General features: G+C 68.1%; 18 protein-coding genes. 10 read left to right on the top strand and 8 right to left on the bottom strand.

The genetic code is table 11. The annotated features are described in order from the left end of the window. Positions 1-27 precede the first annotated feature (27 nt). Complete coding sequence (locus tag FXO18_RS06545) at positions 28-573, top strand: ferritin (RefSeq protein WP_149360302.1); 546 nt, start codon at positions 28-30, stop codon at positions 571-573. Positions 574-682: 109 nt separating this feature from the next. Here the strand turns inward: FXO18_RS06545 and FXO18_RS06540 are convergent, their stop codons facing one another. From FXO18_RS06540 to FXO18_RS06530, 3 genes are all read right to left on the bottom strand, one after another. Next, complete coding sequence (locus FXO18_RS06540) at positions 683-1,603, bottom strand: DUF5926 family protein (RefSeq protein ID WP_149360301.1); 921 nt, start codon at positions 1,601-1,603, stop codon at positions 683-685. Positions 1,604-1,671: 68 nt separating this feature from the next. Next, a complete protein-coding gene (locus FXO18_RS06535) occupies positions 1,672-2,493 on the bottom strand; it encodes a glycerophosphodiester phosphodiesterase (protein WP_149360300.1) in 822 nt (273 codons plus the stop codon). A 134-nt stretch (positions 2,494-2,627) separates the two neighbouring features. Continuing rightward, positions 2,628-3,479, bottom strand: a complete 852-nt coding sequence (locus FXO18_RS06530; protein WP_149360299.1) for an NAD(P)H-binding protein — start codon at positions 3,477-3,479, stop codon at positions 2,628-2,630. A 118-nt stretch (positions 3,480-3,597) separates the two neighbouring features. On the opposite strand from FXO18_RS06530, the gene FXO18_RS06525 reads away from it, so the two are divergent. After that, positions 3,598-3,990 (top strand): winged helix-turn-helix transcriptional regulator, encoded by a 393-nt coding sequence (locus tag FXO18_RS06525; protein ID WP_149360298.1) that lies wholly within the window; start codon positions 3,598-3,600, stop codon positions 3,988-3,990. Positions 3,991-4,029: 39 nt separating this feature from the next. Here FXO18_RS06525 and FXO18_RS06520 read toward each other — a convergent pair whose 3' ends face one another. After that, a complete protein-coding gene (locus FXO18_RS06520) occupies positions 4,030-4,905 on the bottom strand; it encodes a DUF4328 domain-containing protein (protein WP_149360297.1) in 876 nt (291 codons plus the stop codon). 57 nt (positions 4,906-4,962) lie between these two features. Then, positions 4,963-5,304 (bottom strand): rhodanese-like domain-containing protein, encoded by a 342-nt coding sequence (locus tag FXO18_RS06515; RefSeq protein WP_149360296.1) that lies wholly within the window; start codon positions 5,302-5,304, stop codon positions 4,963-4,965. A 295-nt stretch (positions 5,305-5,599) separates the two neighbouring features. On the opposite strand from FXO18_RS06515, the gene FXO18_RS06510 reads away from it, so the two are divergent. Next, positions 5,600-6,478, top strand: a complete 879-nt coding sequence (locus FXO18_RS06510) for a DUF4429 domain-containing protein (protein WP_187774223.1) — start codon at positions 5,600-5,602, stop codon at positions 6,476-6,478. Positions 6,479-6,481: 3 nt separating this feature from the next. Here FXO18_RS06510 and msrA read toward each other — a convergent pair whose 3' ends face one another. Beyond that, a complete protein-coding gene (msrA, locus tag FXO18_RS06505; RefSeq protein WP_149360294.1) occupies positions 6,482-7,144 on the bottom strand; it encodes a peptide-methionine (S)-S-oxide reductase MsrA in 663 nt (220 codons plus the stop codon). A 236-nt stretch (positions 7,145-7,380) separates the two neighbouring features. Here msrA and FXO18_RS06500 point away from each other — a divergent pair, with 236 nt between their 5' ends. Beyond that, positions 7,381-8,007, top strand: coding sequence for a superoxide dismutase (locus FXO18_RS06500; RefSeq protein WP_149360293.1), 627 nt, complete (start codon positions 7,381-7,383; stop codon positions 8,005-8,007). 83 nt (positions 8,008-8,090) lie between these two features. Here FXO18_RS06500 and mgtE read toward each other — a convergent pair whose 3' ends face one another. Beyond that, complete coding sequence (mgtE, locus tag FXO18_RS06495) at positions 8,091-9,458, bottom strand: magnesium transporter (RefSeq protein ID WP_149360292.1); 1,368 nt, start codon at positions 9,456-9,458, stop codon at positions 8,091-8,093. Between the two features lie 270 nt (positions 9,459-9,728). Here mgtE and FXO18_RS06490 point away from each other — a divergent pair, with 270 nt between their 5' ends. The 6 genes from FXO18_RS06490 to FXO18_RS06465 all read left to right on the top strand — a co-directional run bounded on the left by FXO18_RS06490 (position 9,729) and on the right by FXO18_RS06465 (position 14,978). Continuing rightward, positions 9,729-10,232 carry a peptidase gene (locus FXO18_RS06490; RefSeq protein ID WP_149360766.1) on the top strand — a complete coding sequence of 168 codons (504 nt, stop codon included), beginning with the start codon at positions 9,729-9,731 and terminating at the stop codon, positions 10,230-10,232. Between the two features lie 79 nt (positions 10,233-10,311). Continuing rightward, positions 10,312-11,076: an SDR family NAD(P)-dependent oxidoreductase gene (locus FXO18_RS06485; RefSeq protein WP_149360291.1), complete on the top strand. Its 765-nt coding sequence runs from the start codon at positions 10,312-10,314 to the stop codon at positions 11,074-11,076. Between the two features lie 129 nt (positions 11,077-11,205). Further along, the gene (ilvD, locus tag FXO18_RS06480; protein WP_149360290.1) at positions 11,206-12,912 is read left to right on the top strand and encodes a dihydroxy-acid dehydratase; all 1,707 of its coding nucleotides are present in this window, start codon (positions 11,206-11,208) and stop codon (positions 12,910-12,912) included. Between the two features lie 165 nt (positions 12,913-13,077). Then, positions 13,078-13,272: a CbtB domain-containing protein gene (locus FXO18_RS06475; protein WP_149360289.1), complete on the top strand. Its 195-nt coding sequence runs from the start codon at positions 13,078-13,080 to the stop codon at positions 13,270-13,272. Continuing rightward, positions 13,263-14,054 (top strand): CbtA family protein, encoded by a 792-nt coding sequence (locus tag FXO18_RS06470; protein WP_149360288.1) that lies wholly within the window; start codon positions 13,263-13,265, stop codon positions 14,052-14,054. Before FXO18_RS06475 ends, FXO18_RS06470 begins: the two co-directional genes overlap by 10 nt. 114 nt (positions 14,055-14,168) lie before the next feature. Further along, positions 14,169-14,978, top strand: coding sequence for an alpha/beta fold hydrolase (locus tag FXO18_RS06465; protein ID WP_149360287.1), 810 nt, complete (start codon positions 14,169-14,171; stop codon positions 14,976-14,978). A 145-nt stretch (positions 14,979-15,123) separates the two neighbouring features. Here FXO18_RS06465 and FXO18_RS06460 read toward each other — a convergent pair whose 3' ends face one another. Next, entirely contained in the window at positions 15,124-16,773 is a 1,650-nt protein-coding gene (locus tag FXO18_RS06460) for a TM0106 family RecB-like putative nuclease (protein WP_149360765.1), read from the bottom strand. Between the last annotated feature and the right edge of the window lie 88 nt (positions 16,774-16,861).

Raw genomic sequence — 16,861 nt, 5'->3', positions numbered from 1 at the left:
CATTCGCATTTCTACTACCATTTAGGCATGAGCACCGATACGAGCAATGACACTAAATTCCTGGCCTTGCTCCGCGAGCAGGTTCGCAACGAGTTCACCGCCTCGCAGCAGTACATAGCCCTCGCGGTCTACTTCGACGGCGAGGATCTCCCTCAGCTTGCCGGCCACTTCTACAAGCAGGCCAACGAGGAGCGGAACCACGCGATGATGCTCGTGCAGTACTTCCTCGACCGGGACAAGCGCGTGGACATCCCCGGCACGGGGGATGTGCAGAACAACTTCGACTCCGTGCGCGAGGCGATCGCCACCGCGGTCAAGCAGGAGAAGGAAGTCACTGACGAGATCGTGCATCTCGCGCGCGCTGCCCGCGATGACGGCGACTACGTCGGCGAGCAGTTCATGCAGTGGTTCCTCAAGGAGCAGGTGGAGGAGGTCGCCACGATGAGCACCCTGCTGACCGTGGCAGAGCGCGCTGGCGACAACCTGTTCGATCTCGAGACCTTCGTCGCGCGCGAGATGAGCGCGGGCGGCAGGGACAGCACCGCTCCCACCGCCGCTGGTGGCGCGATCTAGCACGCGCCGCACGAGCCTGGATGGCCCCGGACCACAATGTCGTGGTCCGGGGCCATCGGCTTGCCAAGCGCGGCAATGCTGGCCCGGGGGCGCAGCACGGCCAGTACGACTAGCGGAGAGTGACCTGCCGCCCGATGATGCCGTCGCGTGCGCGGCGCTCCTCTAGGGTGAGCGGGGCATCGGCAGCGAGCGCCTCGGACATCCTGTTCTGCAGCTCCACCGCCGGCGCCACCCACTCGTCGGGATGCATGTCCGGATCGAGGTCGAAGACGGGCACGAGCAGGCCATGGGTGCGGAAGGAGCCCGCGAAGCGCGACTCGGGCCCGAGGGTCAGCTGGCCCGCCGCGTGCAACCGGGCCATCGCGATCATCAGCTTGTCCTCGTCCTCGGGACGCACCCAGCGCAGGTGCGCCTTCTCGCCGGCATCGACCCACCAGGCAGCGACGAGCTCCTCGGCGTCGAGCCGCGCGGACGGCATGATCATCTCATTGGCGCGCTGGACGGCCAGGCCAGTCTCGCCGGATGCTTCGACTCCCTCGGGTATCCACCAGTTGAAATCATTGTGGACGGTGATGCTCAGCAGCTCATCGGTCGCCAGGTAGTCGGCGAGCTGCGCGCTCGACGCGGCAGTGTCGGCCTGCTGCAGCGAGGTTCCTGGCTGCGCCGTGAGCACCCAGCGGAGGGATTCGGCGAGATCGCGCGCCGGATTGCCCGATTGCATCGCCAGCTGCAGCCCAGCGAGCGCCTCGCCTGGCGCATCGGCGCTGTCCTTGCGGACGATCGCGGCGACTGCCCCCGGCAGGACCGTCGCGATCCCTACTGGCCGCTCCGCCTGCTGCGTGGCGCCGGGAAGGTGCGCGGTGGCCGAGGGGACGAACTCCCGCATGGCCACGAGGTCGCATTCGGCGGCGAAGCCCTCGAACGGTCGGCGAACAGGCTGATCCGCGAGCCTTGCTTGCCGCTGAGCGATCTTCTCCGCACGACGGCTGCCATCGCGCGGACCCATGTTTCTCTTGCTCTTCTTACCCACGCTGCCAACCTACCGCCTCGGGCGGCGGCAGCCGTGCAGCGGCACTCGCCCGGTGGTCCCTGGTCCTGCTAGCTCCCGAGAAGCTGCTGCTTGGTTCGCTCGGGAAAGTTCGTGGCGATCCAGCGGACGCCGAGGTCCTGGCAGAGCTGGACATCAGCGGGCTCGTCGACGGTCCATACGTAGGTGGACCGTCCGGAGGCGCGGGCGCGCTCGACCACCCGCGGGTGCTCCCGGAGCATCTCGATGGACGGACCGATCGCGGCTGGCACGCCCGTGGTCGTCGGCCGGTAGCCGAGGTAGCGGGAGTTCTCGCCGAGAAGCACCGTGGGCAGCGCCGGGGCGGACCGGCGGATCCGGAACACCGCGGACGGCGCGAAGGACATCATCACCACGGGCGGGAAGCTGCCAGCGGGCTTGCGAGCAAGCCCGAACCGTTGCAGCTCGGCGATGAGCTTCGCCTCCACGAGTGCCCCGTACCGCACCGGATGCTTCGTCTCGATGAAGAGCGTCTTGGGCGTCCCCCAGTCGAGCACGAGCGTGAGCAGCTCGCTGAGCGTGAGCACCGACAGTGGCTCGGAGTACCGATCGACCGCGTCGTTCGCGATCTCCGGATCACCGAGCGCCACCGCCGAGCGCTGCCTCGACTGCATCTCCGCGTGCCACCGGCCGTAGTCGTGGGCGCGCAGGTCCTCTAGAGTCATCGAGCTGACCACGCCGCGACCACTGGAGGTGCGATCAATCCTTCTGTCGTGCATGCAGATCAGCGTTCCGTCGCGGGTCAGCCGGACATCGCACTCGAGCCCGTCCGCGCCTTGCTGCAAGGCCAGCTCATAGGCCGCAAGGGTGTGCTCGGGCCGGTCGCCGGACGCACCCCGGTGCGCGACCACCATCGGTGGAATACCAGGATGACCTGGTTGTCTGCGGGTCACTCCCTCATGTTTTCGCACCAAGGATACGAAGGCAAGAGCTTGAGGTTAAGACAACACTGACGCTATCCACCAGTTGGGTGAACGCTAGCGCGCGGCTAGCGCAGCGCTGCCGCGATCGCGTCGCTGACCGGGGTGGTCGGGCGGCCGATGAGCCGACTGAGGTCGTTGCCGTGGCTCGCGAGCTGTCCCTGCCGGATCGCGATATCGACATCCGCGAGGATGTGGGCCATCGCAGCGGGGACCCCGGCCCCGGCGAGGATGTCCTCGTGCTCGGCGGGAGAGACCTCCACGTAGGCGATGTCCTCGCCGGTCTGCCGCGCTAGCTCGTCGGCGTACTCGGCGAGGGCGAAGCTTGTATCGCCGTTGAGCTCGTAGGCGGCGCTGCCATGCCCCTCGGTGGTGAGCACGACAGCGGCGGCGGCCGCGTAGTCCGCTCGCGGGGCGGCAGCGATGCGTCCGTCCCCGGCGCTGCCGAGCACGCCGTGCTGGCGCTGCACCGGGATCTGCGCGGTGTAGTTCTCGGTGTACCAGCCGTTGCGGAGGATGGTGTGCTCGAGGCCGGATTCCTCGATGAGCTGCTCGGTCTGCTTGTGCTCATCGGCGAGGAGGAAGCTGGCGCGGGGACCACCGAGAATGCTGGTGTAGACCAGTCGGCTGGCGCCGGCTGCCGCAGCAGCATCGATGACGGCCTTGTGCTGGGGCACGCGCTGGCCGACCTCGCTGCCGGAGATGAGCAGCACGGTGTCACCGGGCGCGAAGGCGGAGGCGAGGGTTTCCGGCTTGCCGTAGTCGGCGATGCGCACCTCGATACCCTGCTCGGCGAGGTGCTGGGCCTTCGTGGCGTCGCGTGCCACGGCAGCGATCTGGCTGGCTGGCGTTCGCTCTAGCAGCTCCTTGATGACGAGGGTGCCGAGGCTGCCGGTGGCTCCAGTAACGACGATGCTCATGCGGTTGGTCCTTCGCGTGGTTGTTGGCTGTCGGGCCACGGTTGCTCCCGCGGCTAGCATCCACACTAGAACCGAAGCTAACTTTCCGTAAGTACCCACTTTCAGGTAAGTTAGCGGCATGAGGGTAACCACCCCCGCTGGCGAAAAGGCCAGCCCCGCCCCCGACGTCAACCAGGCGTCCTGCCCGTCGCGCAGCGTCCTCGAGCACGTCACGAGCCGATGGGGGGTTCTCGTGCTCGCGCGGCTGCTCGAGGGGACCCATCGCTTCAGCGAGCTCCGGCGAGCGATCGGCGGCGTCAGCGAGAAGATGCTCGCCCAGACGCTGCAAGCCCTCGAGCGCGACGGCATCGTGCATCGCCAGGCCTATCCGGTGATCCCTCCCCGCGTGGAGTACTCCCTCACCCCCCTGGGCGAGCAAGCCGCGGAGCGCGTCGCGGGCCTGGCGCGATGGTCCGAGCAGAACCTGCCCCGCGTGCTGGCCGCCCGCGAGGAGCACGACGCGCGGCAGTGACTCCCGAGGGGCCGGGCGAGCGCGGACGAGGCGGACTGGCTAGGCCGGGACGGACGCGATCCACCGCTTGGGCGACCGCGCGCTCTCCGCATTCGCTGGCCCGCCATGCAGCGACTCGCGATGCTGGATCAGCAGCAGCGCGACGATCGCGCACCCCGCCGCCAGCACATTGGTGAACGCCGCGAAAAGGATGCCATTGGCCTGCGCCTGGATGGTGTCAGCGATCCGCCAGGCAGCGCTGGCGATGGCGCAGATCCAGGTCAGCACCCACAGCGTCCACCAGGCGTTGAGGAGCGAGCGGGACGTCGCGGCCTCATGCTGATCGCCTTCTCGCGCCTGTTCCGCGTGGATCAGCTCACCGAGCAAGGTTCCCGGATAGAACAGCGCGAACGGCGGAACGAAGCTGCCGATGAACTGGATCCGTCGCCGCCTCGGGTCCACGAGCCCCTCGCGCGCGAACCATCCGCGCCGATGCTCGACGAGCCAGGCAGCGCAGGCGATGGCAGTGCCGACCGCGAAGAGCAAGGCCGTGCAGGCGAGGGTGACAACGAGCAGATCCGAGCCGTGCGCGACCACCGGCGGCAGCAGGCGGTCGCGGTTCACCAGGACGATCACGTACCGGATTAGCTCCGCGAGAGCGGATGCGAGGTACAGGGCAGCGGTGAACCTCAGCAGCATCGGCGCGTAGCCGGCGAGGGACTGGAGCCTCGTTCGCGAGGCAGGCTCGGGCCGGGAAGGCTCCTGGTGCAGGCCCCATGCGGGGATCCGCGTGTAGCGGGGGGTGCTCGCGGGAGCGCGCTTGGGGCGGACGGTGCGGGCAGCGCTCCCGCTCGGGGGCGGGCTCGCGGTCCAGCGATGGTCGATCGGGCGCCGCAGGACGGGATGGAGCGGGCGCGGCGACCGTGGAATCGTCATGCTCCCTCTCCCCCTTCCCGCTGCGCGGCGGTGCCTGATCGATGGCCGCGCGTGGCGCTAGTAGATGTATCCGGATCCACCATCAGCGGATTCGATCTCGCGACCAGCCTTCTGCCAGGCGACCATTCCTCCCGACACGTTGGTGGCATCGTATCCGACCGATTGCAGCCACAGAGTCACCTGGAAGCTTCGTCCACCATTGCGGCAGACGACGTATATATCGTCGTCGGGGTCGATCTCGCCATAGCGCGCTGGCATGTCGACCATCGGGATATGCAGCGCGCCGGGCGCATGCCCCTGGTCCCACTCGTCCTGCTCGCGCACGTCAACGATGGTGACACCGCTAGCCCCCGCCTCGGGGATGTCAGCAGCAGGCTCGGAGGGAATCGTCTCGCTCATCCTTCGATAGTGGCACGGAGGGGCGCGCGGGTTCCACTGCTGCGCTTTATCCACAGGTTAATCCACAGTTTCGGTGGATAACCGGGGTATTGTGGCCCATCTGGCCTGCATTAATGGCTAGTTATCCACAAGCAGTTCATTGTGGTGAACCAGGATGTCACCAGCTCGTTGACGTTTTGTTGCTTGGCGTATTCGTTCCCGACACCCCAAGCGGTCCGGGACGGGGATCATCGACCCTGCCATGTTCCACGTGGAACATGGCAGCCGGACCGGGCACCCCCTACGATCGGTGAGCATGTACGAGCTGCGCGGGCGGAATGCGGTCTGGACGATCGATACCGACACGGTGACCATCGAGTTCGGCTCGGGACGCCGCACCGATCCGTTCTATCGCGGGCTCGGGCGCCTCGTCGTGCCCGTGGCGTTCATCGAGGGTGTAGACGTGCAGCCCGGCCAGCGCCGCGAGCCCTGGGTCGCGCGGCTGCGCCTCGCGGCCGGGCTCGACCCGTTCGCCTCGGCCGGGGCCGCCCTCTCGGCTGATCGCCAGCCCTTCGCCCTGGTCGGCGAGAGCGGCACGGACGAGCTCGTCGCCCGCTTCCACGCCGATGCCATCATGCAGGCAGCCGATTTCGCCCGTGACTCCGCTTCCGGCCCGGTCAGCGAGAACGCCATCACGAGGCTCGTGCCCGCGGTGCCGTTCCACATCCAGACCTGGGAGGGCACCGCGTCCTGCGACAGCATGTCGGTGACCCTCACCTGGCCGGGCGCACGGATCCCCTCGCCGAAGAAGCTGCACCAGCGCAAGGAGATCGCGCTTGACGGCATCGCCCGAGCGGAGTGGGTGCCTGGGGATGGCGATACGGACGCCATTCTCCGGCTCGTGCCGAGGGAGCCCGGGCGGGAGGCACTGAGCGCGCGCAACGACCTCAACTGCCTGCTCGGCCGGACCGGCGAGGAGGAGGCACGACTGCTGCTGATGGCCGCGACGATCACCGCTCACGCCCGGGCGGCCGACCACGCGAGCCGGCACGACAACGCCTCGGCAGGCACCGCGAGCGCGGCGCCCAGCGACATCTATGACCGGATCCGCGAGCTGGGCAAGCTGCACGCCGACGGCATCCTCACCGACGCGGAGTTCACCGCGAAGAAGAAGGAACTGCTCGACCGCTTGTGAGGCTCACGCGCCCAGGCCGACCGGGCAGCTCACGCCCGTCCCTCCCAGGCCGCAGTAGCCGTTCGGGTTCTTGTGCAGGTATTGCTGGTGGTACTCCTCGGCGTAGTAGAAAGTGCCGAGCGGGGCGATCTCGGTGGTGATCGTGCCATGCCCCGCCGCGTCGAGGGCCTTCTGGTACCGGCTCGCGGAAGCAGTGGCAGCGTCATGCTGGTGCTCGCCGACCGTATAGATGGCCGAGCGGTACTGCGTGCCGACATCGTTGCCCTGGCGCATTCCCTGCGTGGGGTCATGGGACTCCCAGAACCGGGCGAGCAGATCCTCGAGGCTCACCACCGCGGGGTCGAAGACCACGAGCACTGCCTCGGTATGCCCGGTCATCCCCGTGCATACTTCCTCGTAGGTGGGGTTGTGGGTGTATCCGCCCGCGTAGCCGACCGCCGTGGAGTACACGCCGGGAGCTCGCCAGAAGCCGCGCTCGGCGCCCCAGAAGCAGCCCTCCGCGACCACCAGGGTGTCCATGCCGGCGGGAAATGGCGGCGTCATCCGGTGCTGGTTGACCGCGTGGATCCCGGAGATCCTGACTGGGGCATCGCGACCGGGCAAGGCCTGGTCGGGCGTGATCATGGTGGTCCTGCGTCGGCCAGTAAGCTCGTCGAACCATGTCATGGTGGAAATGCTACGCGCCCGCCAGGTTCCTGGCATCCCTGAAGGATCCCGGGATTTGGCTGTATTGAACTATTTTTTCGCCAGGGCGAAAATCGATTCAGCAGAATTCGCCGAGCGCGAAGCTGTTGCACAAAGCGTCCCGATGAACAAGAGTTGGAGCCGTAGTGAGAACAAAATCCGCAGCCGGGCCGGGATCACTCACAGGCACCCCCGCGCCCGCTCAGGAAAGGATGCTCGTGGCTGTATATACGCTTCCCGATCTGCCCTACGATTACTCCGCTCTCGAGCCCCATATCTCGGGCCAGATCATGGAGCTCCACCACTCCAAGCACCACCAGGCGTACGTGACCGGTGCCAACACCGCGCTCGATAAGCTCGCCGAGGCTCGCGAGAACGACACCATCGCCGCCGTGGTCAACCTTCACGAGAAGAACCTCGCGTTCCACCTCGGAGGCCACACCAACCACTCGGTGTTCTGGAACAACCTCTCCCCCAACGGTGGCGACAAGCCCACCGGTGAGCTCGCCGCCTCCATCGATGAGCACTTCGGCTCGTTCGACAAGTTCCGCGCGCACTTCAACGCCAACGCCAACGCCATCCAGGGCTCCGGCTGGTCCATCCTCGCGTGGGACTCGATCGGCGCGCGCCCGGTGATCGTGCAGCTCTATGACCAGCAGGGCAACATCCCGATCGGGCTCACCCCGCTGCTCATGCTCGACATGTGGGAGCACGCCTTCTACCTGCAGTACAAGAACGTCAAGGGCGATTACGTCAACGCCTTCTGGAACGTCGTCAACTGGGATGACGTGGCTGCGCGCTTCGATCGCGCGCGCACCCAGACCAGCGGACTGATCGTCTCCTGATCTGATCCACCGCTGAGCGGCCCCGGGAACCTCGCGGATCCCGGGGCCGCTCGCGCGTTCACAACGGCGTCAGTGGTGGCGGGCTAGAGCCCCAGCACCGTCTTCGCGATCACGAAGTACAGGATCAGCCCCGTCGCATCGACGAATGTCGAGATGAACGGCGTCGACATCACCGCCGGGTCGATCTTCACCGCCTTGGCGAACAGCGGGATCACCCCGCCCACCGAGGCCGCGAGCGTGCAGATCGCCAGCATCGACAACGCCACCACCAGCCCGATATCGAGGCTGTACCCCTCGATGAACACCGCCACCAGGGCGATCGCCACGAACGCGAGCGAGCCCAGCAGCGCACCGAGAGCTGCCCCGGTGCGGATCTCGCGCAGCAGCACGATGCCCACATCGCGGGGCCGCACATCGCCCACCGCCACGGCGCGCGTGATCGTCACCGCTGCCTGCGAGCCGGTATTGCCGCCGGTGCCAATGATGAGCGGGATGAACACCGCCAGGGTGACCGCCTGGGACAGATCGCCCTCGAAATGATCCAGGACCCCCACCGTCGCCACCGCCGAGACCGCGAGCAGCAGCAGCCACACCACCCGTGAGCGCACGAGCGTCCGGACCGGCGTCGACAAGTAGGGGCGCCCGAGCGGTTCCGCCGCGCCCGCGCGCGCCGCGTCCTCCTCCTCCGCCTGCGAGGTGATGCGCACCGCATCGTCCACGGTGAGGATGCCGACGATGCGGTCCTCCTTGTCGACCACAGGCAGGGCAAGGACCTGCGCATCCAGGCAGCGCCGCGCCGCGGTCTCGGCATCCTCGGATGCCGCCACGCTGATCGGCTCGTTCATGAGCTGCCCCACGGGACGGCCCGAGTCGGCGAGCATCAGCTCGCGCAGGCTCACCACGCCCACGAGCTGCTTCGACGAGTCCGTCACCGGGACCGTGTAGATGGTCTCTGCGTCGCGCCCGCGATGGCGGATCTGCGTGAGCGCCTCGAGCACGGTCTGCGTATCGAGGACGCGCACGTACTCGGTGCTCATCCAGCGGCCGATCGAGCCGCGGTCATAGCCGAGGATCGGCGCGGTCAGCTCGCGCTCATGCTTGGACAATCCCTGCAGCAGCTTCCGCGCGACATTCGCCGGCAGCTCATCCATCAGGTGCACGCGATCATCGGGATCGAGATCCCCGAACAACGTGATCACCTGGTCATCGCGGAGGCTGGTGAACAGCTCGGCGCGCAGGCCCTCGTCGAACCGCTCGAACGCCTCGTGCGCGAGACCCTTGGGCAGCAGGCGGAAGACGATCGCCCTATCGCCCTCGCGCAGCCGCTCGAGCACCCACACGAGATCCGGCAGCGGCAGCTCGGACGCCTCGCGCCCCACCGTAGCGAGCTGGCCCTCGCGCAGCCGATCAGGCCACTCGTTGATGGCCGTGTCGAGATCCTCAGCGATCACTCGGCTCCCCTCTCCACGGTTCCAGGACTGGATGGCTTCCGGGTCCTGTGTCCAAGGTTCCTGCGCCCTGGACAATTATCCACACTGTGGCACCAGCACATGTCCATCGCATGTACGAGCGACGAACTCGGACGAACTCACTGGCACTCGACCAATCTTGTGTGCCAGCGGGATAATTGCTCATAGTCCTAGCACAGGGCGCGCGCCAACCACGGTTCCGCGCTGCTGGCTCAGGCAGGAGGTGGAGCCGTGTTCCCAGGATCGGTCGAGATGTCTCCGTTCGAGCAGAATGGCACGCTGCGCGGATTCCTGCTCAGTGGCCGCTGGCCCGAGAGCACCAAGGAATGGTCCCAGTTGCTCATCCACGCCGTGCGCATCGCATCACTGCCCGGGCTGCTGCCCACGACCATGGTATTCGGTGCCCGGGAGGACCGCCCGGAGAGCCTGGTCCCCAACGCCGTGGGACTGCTGATCGCGGTGGGCCCGGTGCTCGGCAAGCATGCCGTGCGCCCCGGCGCCTTCGCGGGCGAGCAGCCCCCGGCCCTGCTCCTGCTGCATCCGCCCTCCGAGACCCGCCCGACGTTGCCGGAGTGCGCCGCCGCCGCCTCCGGATGCTTGCTCCTGCCCGGGATCCCGGATCTCGGCCTCGACCACCGCGCGTCATGGGTCGAGGCCGACATGGAGGGAACCGTGACGAGCATGATCAACAAGATCGGCGTGGACCCCAACGAGGACCCCGACACCGCCGTGCTCGCGATGCTGCTCGCGTCCTAGGAGCGACCGCGCGCTACGCTCTTGCAGAGACAACGTGTCACGCATTCGTGCCTGCTCCCCTGCCAGGAAGGACTCCCCCGTGAACATCTCCGGAAGCGCCGCCATCGTCACTGGCGCGGCATCAGGCCTCGGTGCCGCCACCGCCGCCGCCCTCGTCGAAGCCGGCGCCACGGTCTACGGCCTCGATCTCGCCACGTCGATCGAGCGGGCCGGCGCGGCCCCCGCCGGCATCACGCTCATCGCGACCGACGTCACCAGCGATACCGAGGTAAAGGCAGCGATCGAGCAGGTCGAGGCGGGCAGCGAGCCGCTGCGCATCGCCGTCAACTGCGCCGGTGTCGGCTGGGCCGGACGAATCCTCTCCAAGCACGGACCGCACGATCTCGAGCTGTTCCGCACAGTGATCACCGTGAACCTGCTCGGCACGTTCAACGTGATGCGGCTCGCGGCCGAGGCGATCGCGAAGACCGAGCCGGTCGACGAGCATGGCCAGCGCGGCGTCATCATCAACACCGCGTCGGTCGCGGCGTTCGAGGGACAGATCGGCCAGATCGCCTACAGCGCCTCGAAGGGCGGCGTGCATGGCATGACCGTGCCTGCCGCGCGCGACCTCGCCCAGTTCGGCATCCGGGTCAACACCATCGCCCCAGGCATCGTCGATACCCCCATGCTCGCCGGGGTCACCGAGGAGTACCGGCTCGGCCTCAGCGAGGGCGTGCCCTTCCCCAAGCGGCTCGCCCAGCCCGCGGAGTTCGCCCAGCTCGCGCGAATGATCGTCGAGCATGACTACCTCAACGGCGAGACCATCCGCATGGATGGCGCGCTGCGCATGGCCCCCCGCTAGCCGACGGGCCCGCCCCTGTCCCCCGGCCCCGGATGCGCTGCAGCAGACCCCTGTTGCATGCGCCACAGGGCCGGGGAGAACAATGGGCAACGAATAGTGACCCCGCACGAGCACCGCCGAGGAGTACCGATGACGACGAACAGCGACGAGGTCGACATCAAGCCGCGCAGCCGCGACGTGACCGACGGACTGGAACGGGCTGCCGCGCGCGGCATGCTCCGCGCCGTCGGGATGTCCGACGACGATTTCACCAAGCCGCAGATCGGCGTGGCCTCCTCCTGGAACGAGATCACCCCGTGCAACCTCTCCCTCGATCGCCTCGCGAAGGCCTCGAAGGATGGGGTGTACTCCGCCGGGGGCTACCCGATGGAGTTCGGCACGATCTCGGTCTCCGACGGCATCTCCATGGGCCACGAGGGCATGCACTTCTCGCTGGTCTCCCGCGAGATCATCGCCGATAGCGTCGAGACCGTGATGAGCGCCGAGCGGCTCGACGGCTCGGTGCTGCTCGCCGGCTGCGACAAGTCGCTGCCCGGAATGCTCATGGCCGCGGCCCGCCTCGAGCTCGCCTCGGTGTTCCTCTACGCCGGATCGATCCTGCCGGGCTGGGTCAAGCTCTCCGACGGCACGGAGAAGGAAGTCACGATCATCGACGCCTTCGAGGCCGTCGGCGCATGCTCGCGCGGCCTGATGAGCCGCGAGGACGTCGACGCCATCGAGCGGGCCATCTGCCCCGGCGAGGGCGCCTGCGGTGGCATGTACACCGCCAACACCATGGCTAGCGCCGCCGAGGCGATGGGCATGTCGCTTCCCGGCAGCGCGGCACCGCCCGCCACCGACCGGCGCCGCGACGGATTCGCCCGCCGGTCCGGCGAGGCCGTGGTGAACATGCTGCGCCGCGGCATCACCACCAAGGACATCCTCACCAAGGAAGCGCTCGAGAACTCCGTCGCCGTGGTCATGGCGCTCGGCGGCTCCACCAACGCCGTGCTGCACCTGCTCGCCATCGCCAACGAGGCCCAGGTCGAGCTCACCCTCGATGACTTCGCGCGCATCGGCCGCACCGTCCCCCACCTCGCCGACGTCAAGCCGTTCGGCCAGTACGTCATGACCGACATCGACAAGATCGGCGGCGTGCCTGTCGTGATGAAGGCCCTGCTCGACGCGGGCCTGCTGCACGGGGACTGCCTGACCGTCACCGGCAAGACCGTGGCAGAGAACCTCGCCGGGATCCGCCCGCCCGACCCCGATGGCAAGGTGCTCCGCGCCATCGGCAAGCCCATCCACCCCACCGGCGGCATCACCATCCTCCACGGCTCCCTCGCACCGGGCGGCGCCGTCGTCAAGTCCGCCGGCTTCGACACCGACGTCTTCATCGGCACCGCGCGCGTGTTCGAGCGCGAGCGTGCGGCTCTCGACGCCCTCGAGGACGGCACCATCACCGCCGGCGATGTCGTCGTGATCCGCTACGAGGGCCCCAAGGGCGGGCCCGGCATGCGGGAGATGCTCGCGATCACCGGTGCCATCAAGGGCGCCGGGCTTGGCAAGGATGTCCTTCTCATCACTGACGGCCGGTTCTCCGGGGGCACCACCGGGCTCTGCGTGGGCCACATCGCCCCCGAGTCCGTCGATGCCGGACCGATCGCGTTCGTCCAGGATGGCGACCAGATCCGCCTCGATGTCGCCAACGGGCACCTCGACCTGATGGTCGACGAGGCCGAGCTCGCCCAGCGCAAGGAAGGATGGGCGCCGCTGCCCCCGCGCTACACGCGTGGCGTGCTCGCCAAGTACGCCAAGCTGGTGGGCCCGGCATCCTACGGGGCGGTGTGCGGCTAGTATTCGAGCTGCACCTATCGACATTGCCGGGAACCCGGTGGAACTCCGGGGCGGTCGCGCCACTGTGACCCCGCTGCCAGCCACGCTGGCCACGCGGGGAAGCCCAGACCTCGGCAATGCCGGTCACCATCCGCGATTGGGACGCGACGATCCCAGGAGGAACACATGACCATCCAGTCCACGCCCCGCGCCAGCACCCATGCGGTGCGCGCCGCGCTGCTCGCCCTCGCCATCATGGCTGGCGCGGCCCTCGTGCTCTACATCGTTGCCTTCGAGCAAGGCGCCCTCACCGGCACCGGAATGCTCATGCACGAGCTGATGCACGACGGCCGCCACCTGATGGGCGTGCCATGCCACTGACCGAGAACCACCACGCGACCACCCAGGACGCTGGCGAAGCTCCGCGCCCCCTGCAGGGATCGCTGGGCACCCTGGTCCTGCGCGGCCTCGCCGCTGGCGTGATCGCCGGGATCGCTGCGGGGGCCGTGGCGTTCCTCGTCGGGGAGCCTCTGATCGATGCGGCCATCGCCATCGAGGAGGCTGCTGCCCACACGGATGGCGCGTCCCACGATCACGGCGAGGACGCGCTGGTCAGCCGTGCCGGGCAGAAGCTCGGCCTGTTCCTCGCCACCACCCTTGCCGGAATGGCGCTTGGTGCCATCGTCGCGGTGATCGCCCACCATTCCCGCCGACGCGTCGCGCTGAGCGGCCCGGCGCTGGTGCTCGCGATCGCAGGGTGCGGCTGGCTCGCGCTCGAAGCAGTGCCGTTCTTCAAGTATCCCGCCAACCCACCGGCCGTCGGTGATCCAGCGACGATCACCGAGCGGACGCTGCTGTGGTGCGGGATCGTCCTGGTGGGGCTCATTGCCATCGGCGCGGGAATCCTCGCGCGCTCCTGGGTTCCAGCGCGGACCGGGCGCGAGTTGCACGCCCTGGCATCGATCGCAGCCTTCCTCGCCGTGGTGACCACTGGCTATATCGTGCTGCCCGCCGTCGACGAGGTGGGCGCTGAGTTCCCCGCGAGCCTGCTGTGGGACTTCCGGATGTCCTCGCTGCTCGTGCAGGGGACGTTGTGGCTGGTCCTCGGGGCGGCGTTCGCGCTGCTCAGCGAGCGTGCGGCGCAGCGAGCCGCGCTCGACTAGCGGGCCAGGCTGGGCCAGGCGCCAAGGTCCGGCCCAGTGGCCGGATGCGCACCGAGCCACGCGCCGGTAGTGTGAATCAGGTCACAGAACTCTCGAGGATGGGGAGCTACCCCGATGATCGCACGCCGCGCCACGAGCCTCCTGGTAGCACTTCTCGCTGCCATCGCGACCCTCGCGGGCATCCCCGCCATCAGCGCTGCGCAGGCACCACCGACTGTGGTGCTCGTCCACGGAGCCTTCTCCGACAAGACGAGCTGGTCTGCCGTCGAGGATAGGCTGAGAGACAGCGGCTATCGCACGGTCGCGGTCAACAATCCCCTGCGCGGCCCGGCGCATGACACTGCCGCGCTCAATGCGGCCCTCGACACCATTGATGGTCCGGTCGTGCTCGCCGGTCATTCCTACGGCGGGGTCGTCATCACCAATACCACCCATCCCAGCGTCGAGGCGCTCGTCTACGTGGCGGGCATCGCGCCACAGGCCGGGGAGCCCGCGCAGCTCACCATCGATCCGATCCGCTATCCCGAGGGCAAGCTCCTGCCGCCTGTAGTGCAGCCCCGCATCGTCACCGACGACACCAACCTGCTCGGCGCCAACATCGATCTCGTCATCGACCCGGACCGGTTCCGCGAGGCATTCGCCGCCGACCTGCCCGAGCAGCAAGCGCGCGAGCTCGCCGAGAACCAGCGATCGTTCGCCCTCACCGCCAACCTCGAGCCCGCCACCCACGCCGCGTGGCAATCCGTGCCTAGCTGGTATGTGATCCCCCGCCAGGACATGGCGGTACCCACCCGCGCCCAGCGCGTCATGGCCGAGCGGGCCGGTTCTACCGTCACGGAGGTCGATGGCGCGCACGCTATCCATATCTCCCGCCCCGATGTGGTCGCCGAGGTGATCGTCGACGCGGCCAGCAGCATCCGCTGACCGATCTGCGCGCAAGCGGGGCCAGCTCTCGGCTCCCAGAGACAGCGCGCGGCAAAAGCACCGGAAACCGTCAAACGCGATAGAAGCCGACCTGGGATTTTCGCCACTTCTATCGCGTTTGCGGTGGCAGCCTGGCCCACGGCACCTACCGGGACTGATCCCGCCCGCCGTCGCCGCCGAGCTCGGCCTGGTAGCGCTCGTTGAGCTCGTCCACGGTGGGCGCCTCCTGCACCCTCGGGGAGTCCATCCACTCGCGGAGCACGCGCGTGGCCCAGACGTCGTCCTCGTTGTAGCGCAGGATCCGCTTCCGCTGCTCGGGCACCGGGTCACCGCCCTCGAAGCCGACAGCATCGCGGTACCAGCTCATCGATGCCTCGCCGCTGGCTTCCGCGTCGTGCCAGGAGAATCCCGCGACCGGGGCGACTTTCTTGAGGCCACGGCCGTGGGGGCACAGGAATTGCTCCTGCACGGCATCGAGCATGTCGACCCATTCCTCGGACTTGATGAAGCGGGTGACCTCCGCGACCGAGGGCATGCCGTTCATGCCTCGGAAGCGTTGCGCGGACTCCAGCAGCCAGCGGTTCTCCGCGTTCTTCGAGTAGCAGTAGGCCGCGAAGGTCTGTCCCCGCTGCGCGGCGTCGCGCCGGATGCTGGTCAGCCAGTCCCAGAACTCGGCGAAGACGCGGCCCTCGTCGCGGGTGGGCAGCGGGTCCCAGGTGACGAATGGCCGGTATCGAGGCTCGCTCCCCTGCTCGGTGAGCAGCGTTCCCCAGAGGTAGGCGCCGTGGTCCTGGTAGCTCTCCATGTCGATATCGACCTCGATGTCCGCGCGGCGGACCTCGGGGCGCGCGACCATCCGGATCAGGGGGATCTCATGGAGCCAGGAGCGGGCAAAGACCTGGACATGCTCGAACGGCACCCCATGCCATGCCGCGGGCGCGGTCGTGCTCGTGCTGGCGAGCGCGTCGATCGTCTGGATGCCGGCCTCGCGCAGGATCGTGGCCTGGGCGCCGTTGACTACTAGGGATACGTCGTGGTGCTCCTCGAGCTGGGCCTTGCAGTGCGGCCACCACTCGCACATCTTGCATTCCCCGATGCGGTCCGGGGCGGTGGGGGCCTGGCCGGTGACGATGTCGCGGCGGTCGGCGAGGCGCTGGTCGTACTCGGCGAGCACGCTGCGACCGTATCCGGGGGCCTCGCGGGCGAGATCATGGACGAGGATGCAGTCCGCGTCGTAGCCGATGACGCCGCCGATGGCGCGCGGCGCGGCGATCCCGGTCGATTCGAGGATGCGGTAGAGGTGCGCGAGCCGGAACAGGTCCCGTGGCTGGCTGCGTATCCTTCGGCGCGGGTCGGGTCGCGGATCGAACGCGGTGACCGGTGATGTCAGCGCGCCACGCCCGGGGTCGGTGACCTTGTGGTTGACGACGATGATGGGGATGTATCCCGTGCCACTGGCGTCCTTGACCAGCAGTTCGGCCCCGCCACGGCGACCGTGCTCGTCGACGGGCAGCACTGCTCCCCAGATCCAGTGGAAGCCTGCCTCGCAGGCGGCAAGGGTATCGCTGGCGCGCTCGCGCATCGATTGGTCCGGATCGATGGTGGTCCAGCCCTGGTGGTGGTGGGCGGTCATCATCGCGCGAACTGTTCGCCGGTGCAGCGCGGCCGCCTCCTGCCGCTGCAGCACGCCCGCGGGAACAGGGCGGCGTGTCAATTCGTTCATTCCTGCCCGAGCAGCGGCGGCGTCAAGGTGTACTCGGTGGCGGCATCGGGAAACAACGCTCGCATCAAGCAGGACGCGGACACCAGACTGCGGGTTCACGATGACGAACCCTATTCCCTGTCCTAGGGTAGAAGCGAATATGGTCACTGATCGTCCACCG

The sequence above is a fragment of the Lolliginicoccus suaedae genome, assembly GCF_008312885.1.
In the GTDB taxonomy this organism is placed as follows: domain Bacteria; phylum Actinomycetota; class Actinomycetes; order Mycobacteriales; family Mycobacteriaceae; genus Lolliginicoccus; species Lolliginicoccus suaedae.
The sequence above is the reverse complement of the archived record's forward strand: the minus strand, read 5'-3'. Positions and strand labels throughout refer to the sequence as shown.

Bases quoted from the DNA above. Each gene is read 5' to 3' on its own strand.
- FXO18_RS06545 (WP_149360302.1), top strand. From the start codon at position 28: ATGAGCACCGATACGAGCAATGACACTAAATTCCTGGCCTTGCTCCGC.
- FXO18_RS06535 (WP_149360300.1), bottom strand. From the start codon at position 2,493: ATGGTGGTCGCGCACCGGGGTGCGTCCGGCGACCGGCCCGAGCACACC.
- FXO18_RS06475 (WP_149360289.1), top strand. From the start codon at position 13,078: ATGACCATCCAGTCCACGCCCCGCGCCAGCACCCATGCGGTGCGCGCC.
- FXO18_RS06470 (WP_149360288.1), top strand. From the start codon at position 13,263: ATGCCACTGACCGAGAACCACCACGCGACCACCCAGGACGCTGGCGAA.
- FXO18_RS06465 (WP_149360287.1), top strand. From the start codon at position 14,169: ATGATCGCACGCCGCGCCACGAGCCTCCTGGTAGCACTTCTCGCTGCC.
- FXO18_RS06510 (WP_187774223.1), top strand. From the start codon at position 5,600: ATGTACGAGCTGCGCGGGCGGAATGCGGTCTGGACGATCGATACCGAC.
- msrA (WP_149360294.1), bottom strand. From the start codon at position 7,144: ATGACATGGTTCGACGAGCTTACTGGCCGACGCAGGACCACCATGATC.
- FXO18_RS06515 (WP_149360296.1), bottom strand. From the start codon at position 5,304: ATGAGCGAGACGATTCCCTCCGAGCCTGCTGCTGACATCCCCGAGGCG.
- FXO18_RS06530 (WP_149360299.1), bottom strand. From the start codon at position 3,479: ATGAGCATCGTCGTTACTGGAGCCACCGGCAGCCTCGGCACCCTCGTC.
- ilvD (WP_149360290.1), top strand. From the start codon at position 11,206: ATGACGACGAACAGCGACGAGGTCGACATCAAGCCGCGCAGCCGCGAC.
- FXO18_RS06490 (WP_149360766.1), top strand. From the start codon at position 9,729: ATGTCTCCGTTCGAGCAGAATGGCACGCTGCGCGGATTCCTGCTCAGT.
- FXO18_RS06520 (WP_149360297.1), bottom strand. From the start codon at position 4,905: ATGACGATTCCACGGTCGCCGCGCCCGCTCCATCCCGTCCTGCGGCGC.
- FXO18_RS06525 (WP_149360298.1), top strand. From the start codon at position 3,598: ATGAGGGTAACCACCCCCGCTGGCGAAAAGGCCAGCCCCGCCCCCGAC.